This is a genomic window from Sulfitobacter sp. D7, from assembly GCF_003611275.1.
GTDB lineage: Bacteria > Pseudomonadota > Alphaproteobacteria > Rhodobacterales > Rhodobacteraceae > Sulfitobacter > Sulfitobacter profundi.
Window position 1 is genome coordinate 785106 of the sequence record NZ_CP020694.1, and the last position, 15938, is coordinate 801043.

Annotated in this window: 13 protein-coding genes; 2 read left to right on the forward strand and 11 right to left on the reverse strand. The window is 63.3% G+C overall.

The genetic code is table 11. The annotated features are described in order from the left end of the window. Positions 1 to 13 precede the first annotated feature (13 nt). Both B5M07_RS03755 and B5M07_RS03760 read left to right on the forward strand, forming a co-directional pair. Positions 14 to 2506 (forward strand): GcvT family protein, encoded by a 2493-nt coding sequence (locus tag B5M07_RS03755; RefSeq protein ID WP_120350274.1) that lies wholly within the window; start codon positions 14 to 16, stop codon positions 2504 to 2506. Positions 2507 to 2517: 11 nt separating this feature from the next. Continuing rightward, positions 2518 to 3249: a hypothetical protein gene (locus B5M07_RS03760; protein ID WP_162931803.1), complete on the forward strand. Its 732-nt coding sequence runs from the start codon at positions 2518 to 2520 to the stop codon at positions 3247 to 3249. A gap of 92 nt (positions 3250 to 3341) precedes the next feature. Here B5M07_RS03760 and B5M07_RS03765 read toward each other — a convergent pair whose 3' ends face one another. From B5M07_RS03765 to xdhA, 11 genes are all read right to left on the reverse strand, one after another. Then, complete coding sequence (locus B5M07_RS03765) at positions 3342 to 4130, reverse strand: glycoside hydrolase family 25 protein (protein WP_120350276.1); 789 nt, start codon at positions 4128 to 4130, stop codon at positions 3342 to 3344. After that, on the reverse strand, positions 4127 to 4780 hold the full coding sequence (locus B5M07_RS03770; RefSeq protein WP_205570900.1) for a DUF938 domain-containing protein: 654 nt from the start codon (positions 4778 to 4780) through the stop codon (positions 4127 to 4129). The genes B5M07_RS03765 and B5M07_RS03770 overlap by 4 nt, the downstream gene beginning before the upstream one ends. Then, a complete protein-coding gene (locus B5M07_RS03775) occupies positions 4777 to 5715 on the reverse strand; it encodes an aldo/keto reductase (RefSeq protein WP_120350278.1) in 939 nt (312 codons plus the stop codon). The genes B5M07_RS03770 and B5M07_RS03775 overlap by 4 nt, the downstream gene beginning before the upstream one ends. A 65-nt stretch (positions 5716 to 5780) precedes the next feature. Further along, entirely contained in the window at positions 5781 to 6398 is a 618-nt protein-coding gene (locus B5M07_RS03780) for a glutathione S-transferase family protein (protein WP_120350279.1), read from the reverse strand. 115 nt (positions 6399 to 6513) lie between these two features. After that, the gene (locus B5M07_RS03785) at positions 6514 to 7587 is read right to left on the reverse strand and encodes a BMP family ABC transporter substrate-binding protein (RefSeq protein WP_120350280.1); all 1074 of its coding nucleotides are present in this window, start codon (positions 7585 to 7587) and stop codon (positions 6514 to 6516) included. 71 nt (positions 7588 to 7658) lie between these two features. After that, positions 7659 to 8579 (reverse strand): ABC transporter permease, encoded by a 921-nt coding sequence (locus B5M07_RS03790; protein ID WP_120350281.1) that lies wholly within the window; start codon positions 8577 to 8579, stop codon positions 7659 to 7661. Next, positions 8579 to 9661: an ABC transporter permease gene (locus B5M07_RS03795; protein ID WP_120350282.1), complete on the reverse strand. Its 1083-nt coding sequence runs from the start codon at positions 9659 to 9661 to the stop codon at positions 8579 to 8581. The genes B5M07_RS03790 and B5M07_RS03795 overlap by 1 nt, the downstream gene beginning before the upstream one ends. A gap of 42 nt (positions 9662 to 9703) precedes the next feature. Continuing rightward, entirely contained in the window at positions 9704 to 11221 is a 1518-nt protein-coding gene (locus tag B5M07_RS03800; protein WP_120350283.1) for an ABC transporter ATP-binding protein, read from the reverse strand. Next, on the reverse strand, positions 11218 to 11976 hold the full coding sequence (xdhC, locus tag B5M07_RS03805) for a xanthine dehydrogenase accessory protein XdhC (protein ID WP_120350284.1): 759 nt from the start codon (positions 11974 to 11976) through the stop codon (positions 11218 to 11220). The genes B5M07_RS03800 and xdhC overlap by 4 nt, the downstream gene beginning before the upstream one ends. Further along, on the reverse strand, positions 11973 to 14387 hold the full coding sequence (xdhB, locus tag B5M07_RS03810) for a xanthine dehydrogenase molybdopterin binding subunit (protein ID WP_120350285.1): 2415 nt from the start codon (positions 14385 to 14387) through the stop codon (positions 11973 to 11975). The genes xdhC and xdhB overlap by 4 nt, the downstream gene beginning before the upstream one ends. Then, positions 14384 to 15775 carry a xanthine dehydrogenase small subunit gene (gene xdhA / locus B5M07_RS03815; RefSeq protein ID WP_120350286.1) on the reverse strand — a complete coding sequence of 464 codons (1392 nt, stop codon included), beginning with the start codon at positions 15773 to 15775 and terminating at the stop codon, positions 14384 to 14386. Before xdhA ends, xdhB begins: the two co-directional genes overlap by 4 nt. Positions 15776 to 15938: the final 163 nt, after the last annotated feature.

Here is a 15938-nt window from a genome sequence, read left to right on the forward strand (position 1 = left end):
GAGGGATTGGCAGATGAAAACGCAAGTCAAAGCATTGGTTGTCGGGGGCGGCGCGGTTGGCACGTCGATTGCTTATCATCTGGCGAAGGCGGGTTGGGATGATGTAATGCTGTTGGAGCGGGACGAGTTGACCTCGGGCTCGACCTGGCATGCGGCGGGGCTGCTGCCGTTGTTCAACATGTCTTTTGCGACGACGCATATTCATCAGTACTCGGTCGAGTTTTATAAGACCTTGGAGGCTGAGACCGGGTTGAATGCTGGTTTTGCCGTGGTGGGCAATCTGCGGATGGCTCAGACCGATGCGCGGATGGATGAGTATATGCTCTATGCCTCGACCGCGGAGACCTGCGGCGTGCCGTATGAATGGCTCACCCCGGATGAGATCAAGGCGAAGTGGCCGTTGATTGAGACATCGGATTTGAAGGGTGCGCTTTATCACCAGACCGACGGGTATATTAACCCCGCCGATGTGACGATGGCGATGGCCAAGGGCGCGCGGCAGCATGGGGTTTCGATTGAGCGCAAGTGGCAGGCGGATGCGTTTGACTGGAATGGTACCCATTGGGAAGTGACCTGCACCAAGATGGTGGAGAAGGGCGGCAACCTTGTCGCCAGTGATGAGCAGATCGTTGTTACCGCCGAACATGTGGTCACGGCCAGTGGCAACCACGCGCAGCGCACCGCGCGGATGTTGGGGATCAAGATGCCCGCGATTCCCGTGGAACATCAGTTCATTGTCATGGACCGCGATCCGGCGCTGGTTGATTACCGTGCGGCGGGGCATGGCGAGCATCCGGTGATTCGGGATGCCGATGCGCAGAGCTATGTGCGTGAGGAACGGGGCGGCTGGATTCTCGGCGTCTATGAGAAGAACGCCCCGGCGCGGTTTGAATATGGGGTGCCGGACAGTTTCCGGGCTGATCTGTTCCAGCTCGATCTGGAGCGGATCGAAGATCAGTATATGGCGATGAACCACCGTATCCCCTCGGCTGAGAATTGCGGGTTGAAGGACGATTTCAACGGGCCGATTTGTTATACGCCGGATGGTAATCCGCTGGTCGGCCCTGCGCCGGGCTTGCGCAACATGTGGTTGGCGGAAGGGTTTTCGTTTGGGATCACGGCGGCGGGGGGCACGGGGTATTATTTGGCGCAGATGATGGTTGAGGGCGAGGCCGAGATCGATATGGCGAGCCTTGATCCGAAACGCTACGGCGATTGGATGACCACGGAATATGCCGCGCGGAAGAATGAGGAAGCCTACGACCACGTGTATATTCTGCACCATCCGGATGAGGAACGTCCGGCCTGTCGGCCGCTGCGGACCTCTCCGGCATATGATCGGCAGGCGGCGCGGGGGGCGCAGTTTGGGCAGGTGAATGGCTGGGAGCGGCCGAATTATTTTGCGCCCGAAGGGTTTAGCGACCATGACAGCCGATCCTTTCGGCGCGGGGGCTGGTGGCAGCACGCGGTGGACGAGGCGAAATCCATCCGCGAAGGGGTGGGCTTGATTGACGCCACGGCCTTTACTAAGCATCTGGTGCGCGGGCCGGGGGCGACGGCTTTTTTGGATGGGTTTACCTGTAACAAGCTGCCCTCGGTGGGGCGGATTAACCTGACCTATGCGCTGACGGGGGCAGGGACGACGCGGACGGAATATACCATCGTGCGGCTGGCGCAGGACGAATATTACCTTGTCTCGGCGGGCGCGTGGAGCGCCTATGACAGCGATTACCTGCGCAAGGCGATTGCCGACAAGATGCCCGAGGTGGGTTATGTCGAATGTCATGACGTGACCACGCAGTGGGGAGTTTTTGCGATTGCTGGGCCGAAGTCGCGTGATGTGCTGCGGGATTTGGTGCGGGATGCAGATCCCGAAACGGTGCTGAGCAACAAGCGGTTCCCCTGGCTGACCATGCGCAACATCGAGTTGGGGATGGTGCCGGTGCGGGCGATCCGGGTGGCCTATACCGGGGAGCTCGGTTGGGAATTGCATCATCCGATTGAGATGCAGAACCATTTGTTTGATCAGTTGGAAAAGGCGGGCGCGCCGCATGGCATGAAGCTGGTTGGCGCGCGGGCGCAGAACTGGCTGAGGCAAGAGAAGAGCTATCGCGCCTTTGGCAATGAGTTGGGCCGGGATGCGACGCCGTTGGAGGCGGATTTGCCGCGCTTTGTGGATCTGAATAAAGAGTTTCACGGGAAGCAGGCGATGCTCGATCACGGCATTCGCGTGAAATGCGTGACGGTTCTGATCGACGGGCCGGAGGATGCGGACCCTTGGGGGCGTGAGGTGCTTTACAGTGGCGCGCGGCGCACCGGGCGGCTGACCTCGGGTGGCTATTCGGTTGCATTCGGCAAGAGCATCGGCATGGGCTATGTGCAACTGCAAGACGCGGTGGTAGGCACGAAGCTGAAGGTAAAGATGCTTGATCAATTGTGGGAGGCCGAGGTGGTCGAAGACAGTCCCTATGATCCGAAGAACCAGCGCATCCGGGCGGACGGTTGATCCGGCGGGGGTTGCTTGCTTTTTTCTGTGTACTGGCGCTGACGGCGGCGCTGTTGCGGGACAATCCGGTTGTCAGCGCGGCGCAGGGCTATGCCGCGGATGTGGCGACTACGGCGGCGGCGAGCTATGTCACGCTGCGCACGTTGAACGCCTTTCTATCGACAGCGCAAGAGATCGAGGTGGGGCTCTCGTTCATTGCCTCCGGCTCGGCGCGGCCCTTAAAGGTGTTGGAGCCGATTGACGACACGGTTGAGCGGATCGCGGGGCTGGTTTTTGGCGTGATGGTGGCCACCGGGGTGATAGCCGTGGCCTTGGGGCCGGTAAGCGCCATCGGCATGGGGCTGCTGGCGGTTGCATTGGCTGTCTGGGCAGTCAGTAAACGCGGTCATGCGGGGCTGCCGCGGCGGTTGGCGTGGTATGGCGGATTTTTAGGGTTGGCTTTGCCTCTCGCGCTGGTGGTGTCGGAGCCGCTGGCAGGCCAGCTTACCGAGGCGGTCTATCTGCGCAATATGGAGGTGATTGAGGAGATCACCGCCCGTGTCGGCGGCAGTGAGGCTTTGGGTGAAGAAGAGCCGGGTCTGACAGAATACCGACAGCTTGCCAGCAATCTTTGGAGCCGGGCGGATGAGTTAATCGGCGCTTTGCTGGCGGTGTTGGGCGTGCATGTGTTTCGGATATTCTTGCTGCCGCTGTTGCTGGTGGGCGGGTTGTTTGTCGTGGCGCGGCATTACGCGCGAGATTGATTTCAAACAACTACGTTGCGGGCATTCCGGGTGGTGTGCAGCGGTATTTAAGAAAGGATGAATGAGGGGGGGATGCGTTCCCCCCTTTGGCGTTAGCGCAGGGCGTGGGTGGCGACCCAGTTTTGCCACTCGGCGCTGCTGCCAGAGAAGGCGTTGATGTCTACGTCACCGCCGATGCCGGGAACGATGCCGGTTGCGCTATATTGCCAGAAACGCCAGGTTTGGCCGGGGTAGGCCTCGGCAGGGGCTTTGGCGGTGGTGCGCAGCCAGAAGTCGTAGCCGTTGAATCCGTTTAGCCCGTTTTGTCGATAGAATTCTGGCGTAGTGTAGATGACGGGGTGCTGGCCGTAGTGACGCTCGACCACGGCGAGCCAGCGGCGCATTTGGTCGCGGACTTCGGATGCAGGCGGGCGGATGTGGGCGCAGGTGGGGGAAAACGGGTTCCATTCCATGTCGAGCACCGGGGGCAGCATGCCGGGGGTGCGCGGCACGTTGCGGATGAACCAGCGGGCCTGATCCTCGGGTGAGGTGCAGAAGTAGTAGAAGTGGTAGGCGCCGCGTTTGACGGCGGCTTGTCCTGCGCCTTGCCAATGCGTGTCGAAGTTGATGTCTTTCAGGTCGCCGCCTTCAGTGGCTTTGATGAAGGCGAAGTTCACACCGTTTCTGCGGGCGGTGTTCCAGTCGATGTTGTTCTGAAAACGGGCCACGTCAATCCCGTGGACGGGGAAAGATTGCGGTGTGCGGCCGTTGAAATCCACCGGGTCGCTGTCGCCGAAACGCGCCGGGAAGAGCGTGCCGGGATCGGCGGGGGGCGGGCTGCCGGAGCGGCCACAGGCGGCGAGGGCAAGGAGCGACAGGATCAAGGCGCGGCGGAGGATCATGGGCTGGGCTTTCTGGCGATGAATGCGAGGTTGTTGGCGGGCATGTCCACTTCGTCGATCGGGCTAAGGCCCGCATCGCTAAGCCAGCGGGCTATGTCGATGTTGTCTTTGTAGCCGATCGTGGGGTCGGCGGCGCGCAGTTCGGCGTCAAAGCGGGTGTCGCCGGGGGAGGTGGTTTGGCCAGCGCGTTTGAAGGGGCCGTAGAGGATCAGTGTGCCGCCGGGGGCGAGGGCTGTGGCGGCTTCGGTGATCAGGCTCCGAGTGGCGGGGGTTGGGATGAGGTGCAGCAGGTTGGCCAGCATGATCAGGTCGAAGGGGCCATGTTCGCCCGCCCAGCCGGGCTGGGTCGCGTCGAGTGGCAGGGCCGGGGCGATATTGGGCAGGGTGGCCTCGGCCGCGTGGGCGTTGATGCTGGCGCGGCGGGCTGTGTCGATGTCGCTGGGCAGCCATGTGAGGCCCGGCAGGCGTTTGGCAAAGCCGACCACATGCTGGCCGGTGCCGCTGGCGATTTCCAGCGCGCGGCCTTTTTGTGGAGCGTGGGTTGCCAGCAGATCGCAAAGCGCGTCGAGGTTGCGTGCAGCGGCGGGGGCGAAAAGACGGTCGCCGCCTGCGTCTTCGGTGACGCTGGCACTCGGGGGCAGTCGGCTCATGATTGCTCTTCTAGCCGGTCGGTGGCCGGGGGCGGTGTGGGCGAGAGCGCGGCGATGGCGGCGTAGGTTTGTGGCGTCATTTGGTAGTTGAGCGCGGCCAGTGACGGTTCAAGCTGTGCCAAAGAGCGGGCGGAAATGATCGGGGTTGGCCGCGTGGGGTGTGCCGCCGCCCATGCCACGGCGAGGGTCGCTGGATGGGTGCCGAGATCGCGGGCGAGGGCGGCCAGCCCGGCAGCGGCGCCGTGCATCACCTCTTGTCCGTAGCGGGCAGCATAACGGTCATCTTCGCTGAGGCGACCGGTGCCTCCGGTGGCATATTTCCCGGTGAGCAGCCCGCCGCCCAGGGGAGAGTAGGGCGCGACGAGAATGTCGAGGTCATGGGCCATGGGGAGGATCTCGACCTCGGCTTGGCGTTTGACGAGATTGTACATCGGTTGGATCACCGTGATCTCTAGGCCGAAGTCGGCGGCGATATGGGCCGCTTTGACGACCTGCCATGCGGCGAAGTTGGACAGGCCCACTTGGCGGATGTGGCCCAGATCTTTCAACTCGGCCAGCGCGGCGAAGCTTTCGGTCAGCGGTGTGTCCGGGTCGAAACGGTGCAGGTAGAGCACGTCGAGCGTATCAAGCTGCATCCGCTGGCGTGATGTCTCGGCAGAAGCGAGAATATTGGCACGCCCTGCGCCGCCGATATAGGCGGCTTTGGTGGCCACGATCAGGCTGTCGCGGCGGTCTTGCACGAACTGGCCCAGCAGCGTCTCGGACGCCCCGTCGGTATAGACATGCGCCGTGTCGAAATGCGTGATCCCCGCCGCGATACAGGCGTCGAACATCGCGCGGGAGGCCGCTGCATCGGCGCGGCCACCGAATTGCATCGTGCCGAAGGCGAGGCGGCTGGCGGGGGTGCCATCAAGGCTGGTGAGCATGTAGTTCATGCACGATTGGTGGCATGGGCGCTGCCCGCGCGCAATGGGTTTGGCGCGGGGCAGGCGGTGGGGCGCTAGGCGTCTCGGGGTTCGCCTTTCTCTAGCGCGCGTTGATAGGCGGGGCGGTTTTGGATCATCTCGACGAAGCCTTTGAGTGCCGGATAATCCGCGGCGCGGCCTTGGCGCATGGCAACCTCGGCGGGGAAGCTCAGCATGATGTCGGCGGCCGACAGCGTATCTTGCACGAAGTGGCCCGAGGCACGCACGAGGCTGTTCATATAGCTGTAGTGGTTGTTTAATTCCGAACTGATGCGCGGGTGCAGAGGGGCTGCGGCATCGCCCAAGCGTGAGACATAGAGGTTAAGCAGGATCGGCGTCATGGCGGAGCCTTCGGCGAAATGCATCAGCTCCATATGGCGCAGGAAGGCGGGCGTATCGCGTTCAGGGATCATTTCGGGCGCGAAGCGGGTGCAGAGCAGATCGACGATGGCAGCGCTTTCGACAACCAACTGGCCGTCAATCTCAATCATCGGGGATTTGCCCAAAGGATGCACCAGTTTCAACTCGGGCGGGGCGAGGTTGGTTTCGGCATCGCGCTGATAGCGGATGACGTCATAGGGCTGATCCAACTCCTCCAGCAGCCAAAGGATGCGCTGTGAGCGGGAGCGGTTGAGGTGGTGCACGGTGATCATGGCAAGCGCCTTTCACGAAGAGGGAAGGGCGAGCCTAGCAACCCCGGCGCGGGCCGCAATGGAAAAGGGGCGCGCGGTTGCCCGCACGCCCCTGTCATCTGTGAGCCGGTTCGGCTTACTGCGGGATCGTGCCTTCGATGCCTTCGACATAGAAGTTCATGCCCGCGAGCGTGCCGTCATCGGCGGTCTCGCCTTCGGCCAGCCAAGCGGAGCCGTCCTGTTTGTTGATCGGCCCGGTGAAGGGGTGGTATTCGCCCGATGCGATCTTGTCTTTCATTTCCAGCGCTTCGGCTTTCACGTCGGCGGGAACGGCGTCAGAGATCTCGCCAATGCCGACCATGCCCGGCCCAATGCCGTCCCATGTATCAGTGGATTCCCATGTGCCGTCCATGACCGCTTTGACGCGCTCGATGTAGTAGGGTGCCCAGTCGTCAATGATCGAAGAGACGCGCGGCTTGGGACCGTATTGCGCCATGTCGGACGCCTGACCGAAGGTGATCACGTTGCCCGCTTCCTGTGCCGCCGCTTGGGGCGCGGTGGAATCGGTGTGTTGCAGGACCACGTCAGCGCCTTGTTCGATCAGAACCTTGGCGGCGTCGGCTTCTTTGGCCGGGTCAAACCATGTGTAGGCCCAGACGATTTTGAACTGAACGTCGGGGTTCACTTTCTTGGCGTGGATATAGGCGGAGTTGATGCCGCGGATCACTTCGGGGATCGGGAAGGAGCCGATGTAGCCGATGATGTTGCTCTCGGTCATCGAGCCCGCGATGTGGCCCTGAATGGCGCGGCCTTCGTAGAAACGCGCGGAGTACGTCGAGACGTTGTCGGCGCGTTTGTAGCCGGTGGCGTGCTCGAACTTCACGTCGGGGAATTTCTTAGCGACGTTGATCGTGGGGTCCATGTAGCCAAAGGAGGTGGTGAAGATCAGGTCGGCACCGTCGAGCGCCATCTGGGTCATCACACGCTCAGAGTCCGGGCCTTCGGCAACGCTTTCGACGAAGACGGTTTCGACCTTATCGCCGAACTCTTCTTCGACGGCCAAGCGGCCTTCGTTATGCTCGTAGGTCCAGCCGCCGTCGCCCACGGGGCCAACAAAGACAAAGCCGACCTTGGTCTTGTCTTGGGCAACAGCGCCCGAAGCAAGGCCGAGCGCAAGTGCCGCGCTGGTCATAAGGGTGGATAGTTTCATGAGGTTTCCCCTGTTTACGTGCCCCTTGCTGGGGCTTGATGTGCGGCGCAGGGCCGCGTGACGTGATGCCCCTAGTTTGAGGCGTGGAAGGTTCGGCCCAGTGAGGCCGGCGCGGCGCTTTTGTCCGCCGACAGCACCACCAGAACGATGATGGTGATGATATACGGCGACATTGCCAGATACTCTACCGGTATGGCAACGCCCGCGCCCTGCAAGTTCAACTGCAACTGGGTGATGCCGCCGAAAAGATAGGCACCCAGCAGCGCGCGCCATGGTTTCCAGCTGGCAAAGACGACGAGGGCAAGGGCGATCCAGCCGATCCCGGCGGTCATGCCTTCGGTCCATTGCGGCACACGGATCAGGCTGATGTAGGCGCCGCCCAAACCTGCGCAGGCCCCGCCGAACAAGATTGCCATCGTGCGGATGCGTTTGACCTTGTAGCCAAGCGCATGGGCTGCGTCGTGGCTTTCGCCCACCGCGCGCAGGATCAGCCCGGCGCGGGTGAATTTCAGCACCGCCCAGACCCCGGCGACCAGCGCGATGCCCAGGTAAAGGATGATGTCATGGGTAAAGAGGATCGGCCCGATGACGGGAATGTCGGCCAAGCGGCCAAAGTCGATGTCGCCCAGCCGTGGCGGTTTGATCCCGACGTAGCTTTGCCCGATGAGGGCCGAGAGGCCGAGGCCAAAGAGGGTGAGTGATAGGCCAGAGGCGACCTGATTGGCCAGCGCCACCTGCGTCAGGAAGGCGAAGAGCAGGCTGAGGACGGCACCGCCAACAGCAGCGGCGGCAAAGCCTAAAAGCGGCGAGCCGGTCTCAACCGCCGTGGCAAAGCCGCAGATCGCGCCGGTGATCATCATGCCTTCGACGCCGAGGTTTAGCACGCCGGATTTCTCGACCACCAATTCGCCGATGGCGGCAAAAATCAGCGGTGTGGCCGCGACCAGAAAGCCTGCGACAAACAAGAGCGGGTTGATTGCAGAGAGATCCATCAGGCAGCCTCCGCCGCGCCAAGACGCAGCCGGTAATGTGTGAAAACGTCCAGCGCGAGCAGGAAGAACAGGAGCATCCCTTGGAACACTTGGATCGCAGCGGCGGGCAGGCCGAGGTTCGACTGCGCGATGTCACCGCCAATATACGTCAGTGCCATCAGCCCGCCCGCGAGCAGGATGCCGATGGGATGCAAACGGCCAAGGAAGGCCACGATGATCGCGGTGAACCCATAGCCCACGTTAAAGTCGATGGTGATCTGACCCGAGGGGCCCGCGACCTCAAACATCCCCGCAAGCCCGGCGAGCAGGCCCGAGGTGCCAAGGCAAAACAACACCAGCCGCGCCGGGTTCACACCCGAGAAACGTGCGGCGCGGGGGGCCTCGCCTGTCACGCGGATGGCAAAGCCCAACCGGTGTTTGGTCAGCAGCACATAGGCAAAGATCACCGCGATCAGCGCCGCGACCACGCCCCAATGCATGCCGGACCCCGCGAAAAGCTCGGCGTTATGCGCGGGCGCATATTGTTGTAGGTTGCGCGACCCGGGAAAGCCGTAGCCCTCTGGGTTTTTCAGCAACCCCAGTGACATAGAGGCAAGGAATTGCTCAGCGACATAGACCAACATCAGCGAGACGAGAATTTCATTGGTGCCAAAACGCACCTTCAAAAGGGCCGGGATCATCGCCCAAAGCCAACCGCCCAAGGCCCCCGCAAGTACCATCAGCGGGAAGATATACCAGCCCTCGGCGGGGTAGAACGCCAGTCCCATCGCGGCGCCAAAGATGGCACCCATGATGTACTGCCCCTCGGCCCCGATGTTCCAGATGCCCGCTTTGAACCCAAGGCTGAGGCCGATGGCGATCAGCACCAAGGGCGCGCCTTTGATCAGCAGTTGTGGGCGGTAATAAAAGGCATATTCGCCAAACAGCGGCTGCCAAAAGATCGTTTGCAGCGCCTCGACCGGGTCTTTGCCCAGCACGGCGAACAAGAGCCCGCCGAAGATGAAAGTGGCCAGCACCGCCATGATCGGCGTCGACAGGGAAAGGGCCCGGCTGGGCTGCGGGCGCTTTTCAAGGCGGATCACAGATCACCCCCAATGGTCAGAGTGAAAGATACGGAGGCTGCGTCAAACATGCGCCACCTCCATGCCATGCGCGCCGCCCATCATCAGGCCAATCTCGTCGACCGTCAGCCCCTGCGCGGGGCGCGTCGGCGACAGGCGGCCTTCGTTTAGCGCGGCGAAATTGTCGGAAATCTCCATCAACTCATCGAGGTCTTGGCTGATGACGATCACGGCGGTGCCGCCGGAAGCGAGGTCCAGAAGGGCCTGCCGGATCGCGGCGGCGGCAGAGGCATCGACACCCCAAGTCGGCTGGTTCACCACCAGCAGCTCGGGCCGTTGCAGCACCTCGCGGCCAATGACGAACTTTTGCAGGTTCCCCCCCGAGAGCGAGCGCGCCGCATTGCCGGGGCCGGGGGTGCGCACGTCGAATGTCTTGATGATCTTCTCGGCAAAGGTACGCGCCTTGCCCCAGTCGAGCATGCCGCCCCGCTCCAGCCCTTCGCGGGCGGCACCGGTCAGCATCGCGTTTTCAGTTAGCGACATATCCGGAACGGCGGCGTGCCCGAGCCGTTCTTCGGGCGCGGTCAACACGCCGAGAGCCCGGCGCGCGGTGGGGCCAAGAAGGCCAATATCGCGCCCGTCAAAGGTGATCATGCCCGCGCCGACCAGCGTTTCACCCGAGAGAGCGTTGAGCAATTCATCCTGCCCATTGCCCGCAACGCCGCCGATGCCCAGCACCTCACCGCGTCGCACCTCGACCGAAATCTCGCGCAGCGGCATGCCGAAAGCATGGGCCGACCGCGCCGAGAGTTTATTGAGCGTCAGCGTCACTTCGCCCGGCGCCTTGCTGTCGCGCGTGGGCGTTTTCAGCGCCGAGCCGACCATCATTTCAGCCATGTCGCGCGCGGATGTTTCGCGCGGGGTGCAATGGCCGACGACCTTGCCCAACCGCAGGATCGTCGCGCTGTCGCAAAGGCTGCGGATCTCTTCGAGCTTGTGCGAGATATAAAGGATCGCGGTGCCCTCTGCGCTGAGCTTGCGCAGGGTTTTGAACAGGATTTCAACCTCTTGCGGCGTTAGGACTGAGGTCGGCTCGTCCATGATCAGCAGTTTGGGCTCTTGCAGCAGGCAGCGGATGATCTCGACCCGCTGACGTTCGCCTGCCGACAGATCGCCGACGGTGCGATCCGGCGCAAGCGGCAAGCCATAGGTGTCTGAGACATCGCGGATTTGCTGGCTAAGCTCGCGCATACGCGGCGGGTTTTCCATGCCGAGGGCGATGTTCTCGGCCACGCTGAGCGCATCGAAAAGCGAGAAATGTTGAAACACCATGCCGACGCCCGCCTGCCGGGCCGCATGGGGATCGGTGGGGGCAAAGTTCTCGCCCCGCATCTGCATCTGACCCGCGTCAGGTTTGACCAGCCCGTAGATCATTTTGACCAGTGTGGATTTGCCCGCGCCATTCTCGCCCAGCAGGGCGTGAACCTCGCCCGGAGCAATCCGCAAGGACACGTCATCGTTCGCGACGACGCCGGGGTAGGCCTTGGTCAACCCAGAGAGGTCGAGAAGTTTGTCAGTCATGCGGAAACCTTTGTCTGGGTCCGGGCGATGAGAGAGATCAACGCACCATGTGCAATCTGGGCGGGCAGCTTGCCCAGCGACTTATCGCCAATAGGGCAGATGATGCCAGAGGGATCCAGCCCCATGTCGCGCAAGCGGCGGGAAAACCGTGACTTTTTTGTGTCAGAGCCGATCAAGCCGACACTCTCTGCCCCGCGTTTAAGCAGGGCAGCGCTGAGGGCGAGGTCGATGTCATGGGAATAGGTGAAGATCAGGTGATGCGCGTTTTGCGGCGCGTGGACGGCAAGGCGCGGCATGTCGGCGGCGGGGGTGGCGGTGACATGGGGCGGCACGTCTTTGGGGAAACGGTCCGTCGCGCTGTCGATCCATGTGATGGCAAAGGCGTTGGCTGGGCAGGCGGCCACCACCGCGCGGCCCACGTGCCCCGCCCCCCAAAGCCAGAGGGGCGTGGCGCTCTCGAATGTGGCGTCCAGTGGCAGCGGCGTGGGGTTGTCGAGCGGGCGGGGCGCGGCAGTGTAGCGCAGGCTTACCGCGCCGCCGCAGCACTGTCCAAGGCCGGGGCCGAGAGGCAGGGTTTGGCTGTCCTCGAAACGCCCTTCGGCCAGCAGGCGGCGGGCATGGGCAATCGCCTGATGCTCCAACGCGCCGCCGCCGATGGTGCCGTCGATGCTGTCCGGCGTGACTTTCATCGCCGTGCCCGCATCACGCGGGGCCGATCCGCGCGTGGCGGTGACCTCGACGTAGACCGCGCTCATTCCCGCGCCCGTCCCACGGCGGCAAGGACGGCCTCGGCGGTGGCGGGCGCTTGCAGATCGGCGTAGCGATCTCCGCAGGCCGATACCGCATCCGACAGCGCCATGAAGGCCGAGATGCCCAGCATGAAGGGCGGCTCCCCCACGGCTTTGGAGCGGTAGACCGTCTGCGCCGGGTTTGGCTGGTCCCAGAGTTTCACGTTGAACACCGGCGGCCGGTCGGAGCAGGCGGGGATCTTGTAGGTCGATGGCGCGTGGGTCCGCAGGGTGCCGGTTTCGTCCCAGACCAGTTCCTCGGTCGTGAGCCAGCCCGCGCCTTGCACGTATCCGCCCTCAATCTGGCCGATGTCCAGCGCCGGGTTCAGCGAGGCGCCCGCGTCATGCAGGATGTCAGTGCGCAGAATGCGGTTTTCGCCGGTCAGCGTGTCGATCACCACTTCGGTGCAGGCGGCACCATAGGCGAAGTAGTAGAACGGCCGCCCGCGTCCGGCGATGCGGTCCCATTCGATGTCGGGCGTTTTGTAGAATCCCGTGGCCGAAAGGCTGACGCGGTTTTCATAGGCCGAAGCGGCGGCAGCGGCAAAGGTGATCTCTTCGCCCCCGATCTGCACCATGCCGTCGGTGAAACGTACCTGATCCGGCGTGGTCTGGTAGCGTTCGGCCAGATGCGCCGCCATGCGGTCGCGGATCGTGTCGCAGGCGTTCTGCGCGGCCATCCCGTTGAGGTCTGAACCGGAAGATGCCGCCGTGGCCGAGGTGTTGGGCACTTTGGCGGTATCGGTGGCTGTAATCTTGACCGCCTCGGGCGAGACGCCAAAGCGCGACGCGGCGACTTGCGCAACCTTCTGGAACAGCCCTTGCCCCATCTCGGTCCCGCCATGGTTCAGGTGGATCGAGCCATCCTGATAGACATGCACCAGCGCGCCCGCCTGATTGAGGTGGGTGAGCGTGAAGGAGATGCCGAATTTAACCGGGGTGATGGCGATGCCGCGTTTCAGTAGCGGGTTTGCGGCGTTCCATTCGGCGATGGCGGCGCGGCGGGCGTTGTAGTCGGCACTCTCAACCAGTCGGTCGGTCAGTGCATTGATGATACAGTCGGTGACCGGCTGCTGATAGGGCGTGGTCTGCACGTCCGACGGGGTTTCAGGGATCGCAGCCTTGCCAGTCGGCGCAGGGGGCGCGCCGCGAGAGGATAGATCGGCCTCTGCATCCGGTGGGGTGCGGTTGTCGATCGCGGTGCCGGTGGCCTCCACCTCGGTCGGGCGGTGGGCGTTGTCGGTGTAGTAATTCGCCCGGCGCACGGCGAGCGGGTCGAGGCCCAGTTCATGAGCGATATGGTCCATGACCCGCTCAATTCCGACCACCCCTTGCGGCCCGCCAAAACCGCGAAACGCCGTGGCGCTGGCGGTATTGGTGCGCAAGCGGTGCGAGGTGATGCGGATGTCGTGCAGATGGTAAGCGTTGTCGGCGTGCAGCATGGCGCGGTCGGCCACGGGCAGGCTGAGGTCCATCGACCAGCCGCAGCGGGTGTAATGGGTCACGTCCAGCGCGGTGATGCGCCCCGTCTCGTCAAAGCCTGCGTCGTAAGCGATGCGGAAATCATGCCGCTTGCCGGTGATGATCATATCGTCATCGCGGTCATAGCGCATTTTGCAGGGTTTGCCCGTCAGAGACGCGGCGACAGAACAGGCAATCGCCAGCGCGTTGCCTTGGCTTTCCTTGCCACCGAAACCACCGCCCATACGCCGGGTCTCGACCCGCACGGCATGCATCGGGCGACCAATGGCATGGGCCACTTTGTGCTGAATTTCGGTCGGGTGCTGGGTCGAGGAATGCACCAGCATGTCGCCATTGTCCTGCGGCAGGGCCATGGCGGCCTGACCTTCGAGATAGAAATGCTCCTGCCCGCCCATCTCGATCTGGCCCGAGAGGCGGCGGCTGGCCTTGGAGAGCGCGGCCTCGGCATCGCCCTTCTGGTAGATGCGGGGGCCGTCTTCGAACCGGCTGTCGGCGGCGAGCGCCTGCTCGACGGTCAGGATCGGATCACGCGGGGTGATCTGTGGCTTGCCCAGTTGCGCGGCGCGACGGGCAGCGAGGTGGCTGGTGGCCACGACCAGATAGAGCGGCTGGCCCGCGAAATGGATTTCGCCCGTCGCCAAAAGCGGCTCGTCATGGTTCGAGGGTGAGGTGTCGCAGTCATGGACGAGATCATCGGCGGTCAGCACTTTGACCACGCCGGGCGCAGACCGCACGGCGTCGAGGTCAAGCGCCGTCAATTCGCCCGCCGCGACGGGGCTGAGGCCAAAGGCCAGATGCAGCGTGCCGCGCGGGGTGGGGATGTCGTCTACATAGCGCGCGGCACCGGTGACATGGAGCTTCGCAGCGTCATGGGGAAGGGGCTTTGCAACGCTCATGCCGAGACCTCCTGCAGGTGGGTGGCTTGACCGTTGGCGTCATGGAAATAGCGCAGCAGCATGTTTTGCGCCGCCTCCATCCGGTAGCTGGCAGAGGCGCGCATGTCCGAGAGGGGGGTGAAATCGTCGGTCATCGCTGCCATCGCCTTGCGGATGGTGTCTTCGCTCCACGGTTGGCCGACCAGCGCCGCCTCAGCCGCAGCAGCGCGTTTCGGTGTTGCCGCCATGCCGCCAAAGGCGATGCGCGCGGTGAGGATTTCGGTGCCATTGCCGGTGATCGAAATACAGCCGCAGACCGCCGAGATATCTTGATCGAAGCGTTTCGACAGTTTGTAGCAGCGCAGAGTGTCATGTTGGCGGGGGATGAGGATGGCTTCGACAAATTCTCCCGCCGCGCGGTCTTGTTTGCCGTAGTCGAGAAAGAAATCCTCAAGCGCTATTTCGCGTCGCGCATTACCGCGCCGCAACTGCAGGGTCGCCCCAAGCGCAATCAGCGCGGGCGGGCCATCCCCGATGGGCGAGCCATTGGCGATATTGCCGCCCAGCGTCGCCGCGTTGCGCACCTGCGTCGAGCCATAGCGGCGCAGCATGGTACCCAAGCTGGGATGCAGGGGGGCAAGCTTTGCCTCTACCTCGGTCAGCGTGGTCATTGCACCGATGCGCAGGCCGGTTTCGTCCTCGGTGATGCCGCGCAGATCGGCGCAGCGGTTGAGGAAGGCGACGGCGCCCAGTTCGCGGAACCCTTTGGTGACCCAAAGACCCACGTCCGTCGCCCCGGCGATCAGCGTGGCATCGGGATTGTCGAGATACCAAGCGGCGAGTTCATCGCTGCTTTCGGGCTGCACATGCGGCGCGCCATCGACTTTGGCGGGCGCGGGGATGTCCTGCGCCAACTTGTCTTTCAGGCTGCGCAGATGGGCGGGCACCGGCGCGCCTGCGGCGGCCTCCGCGGCGCGGATGATCGGGGCGTAGCCGGTGCAGCGGCAAAGGTTGCCAGCCAGTTGCACGTCATGATCCGTCGCCCCATTAAGATGCGCCGTGGCCATGGAGACCACGAAGCCCGGCGTGCAGAACCCGCACTGGCTGCCGTGATGCTCTATCATCGTCTCCTGCACCGGGTGCAGCGTGCCATCGGCGCTCGCCATGCCCTCGACCGTGGTGACGGCCTTGCCGTTCACCTGCGGCAGAAACAGGATACAGCCATTGAGCGCGCGGCTGCCGTTTTCATCGGTGATCATCACCGAACAGGCTCCGCAGTCGCCCTCGTTACAGCCCTCCTTGGTGCCGGTCAGGCCACGCTCTTCGCGCAGCCAGTCGAGCAGGGTGGTGGTCGGGGACACGTTGGAGAGTGACACGACTTCTCCATTGAGAAGAAAAGTGATGTCCATTGGTTCTCATCCGCCGCAGTACAAAGTGGCCCATAACGGTGCGCGGGGTTCGATGCGGCGTAGAACCGGGCGCGGGCGAGGTAGAGGTTAGGCTAGCGGGGCGGGGGGCGTTTTGGCAAGAAAAAATACCTTGGGCGAAAAATGCGCTGGGTGCGATCCGGTG

Coding starts and splice junctions, on each gene's coding strand:
- B5M07_RS03755 (WP_120350274.1), top strand. CDS start 14: ATGAAAACGCAAGTCAAAGCATTGGTTGTCGGGGGCGGCGCGGTTGGC.
- B5M07_RS03765 (WP_120350276.1), bottom strand. CDS start 4,130: ATGATCCTCCGCCGCGCCTTGATCCTGTCGCTCCTTGCCCTCGCCGCC.
- B5M07_RS03770 (WP_205570900.1), bottom strand. CDS start 4,780: ATGAGCCGACTGCCCCCGAGTGCCAGCGTCACCGAAGACGCAGGCGGC.
- B5M07_RS03775 (WP_120350278.1), bottom strand. CDS start 5,715: ATGAACTACATGCTCACCAGCCTTGATGGCACCCCCGCCAGCCGCCTC.
- B5M07_RS03780 (WP_120350279.1), bottom strand. CDS start 6,398: ATGATCACCGTGCACCACCTCAACCGCTCCCGCTCACAGCGCATCCTT.
- B5M07_RS03785 (WP_120350280.1), bottom strand. CDS start 7,587: ATGAAACTATCCACCCTTATGACCAGCGCGGCACTTGCGCTCGGCCTT.
- B5M07_RS03790 (WP_120350281.1), bottom strand. CDS start 8,579: ATGGATCTCTCTGCAATCAACCCGCTCTTGTTTGTCGCAGGCTTTCTG.
- B5M07_RS03800 (WP_120350283.1), bottom strand. CDS start 11,221: ATGACTGACAAACTTCTCGACCTCTCTGGGTTGACCAAGGCCTACCCC.
- xdhC (WP_120350284.1), bottom strand. CDS start 11,976: ATGAGCGCGGTCTACGTCGAGGTCACCGCCACGCGCGGATCGGCCCCG.
- xdhB (WP_120350285.1), bottom strand. CDS start 14,387: ATGAGCGTTGCAAAGCCCCTTCCCCATGACGCTGCGAAGCTCCATGTC.
- xdhA (WP_120350286.1), bottom strand. CDS start 15,775: ATGGACATCACTTTTCTTCTCAATGGAGAAGTCGTGTCACTCTCCAAC.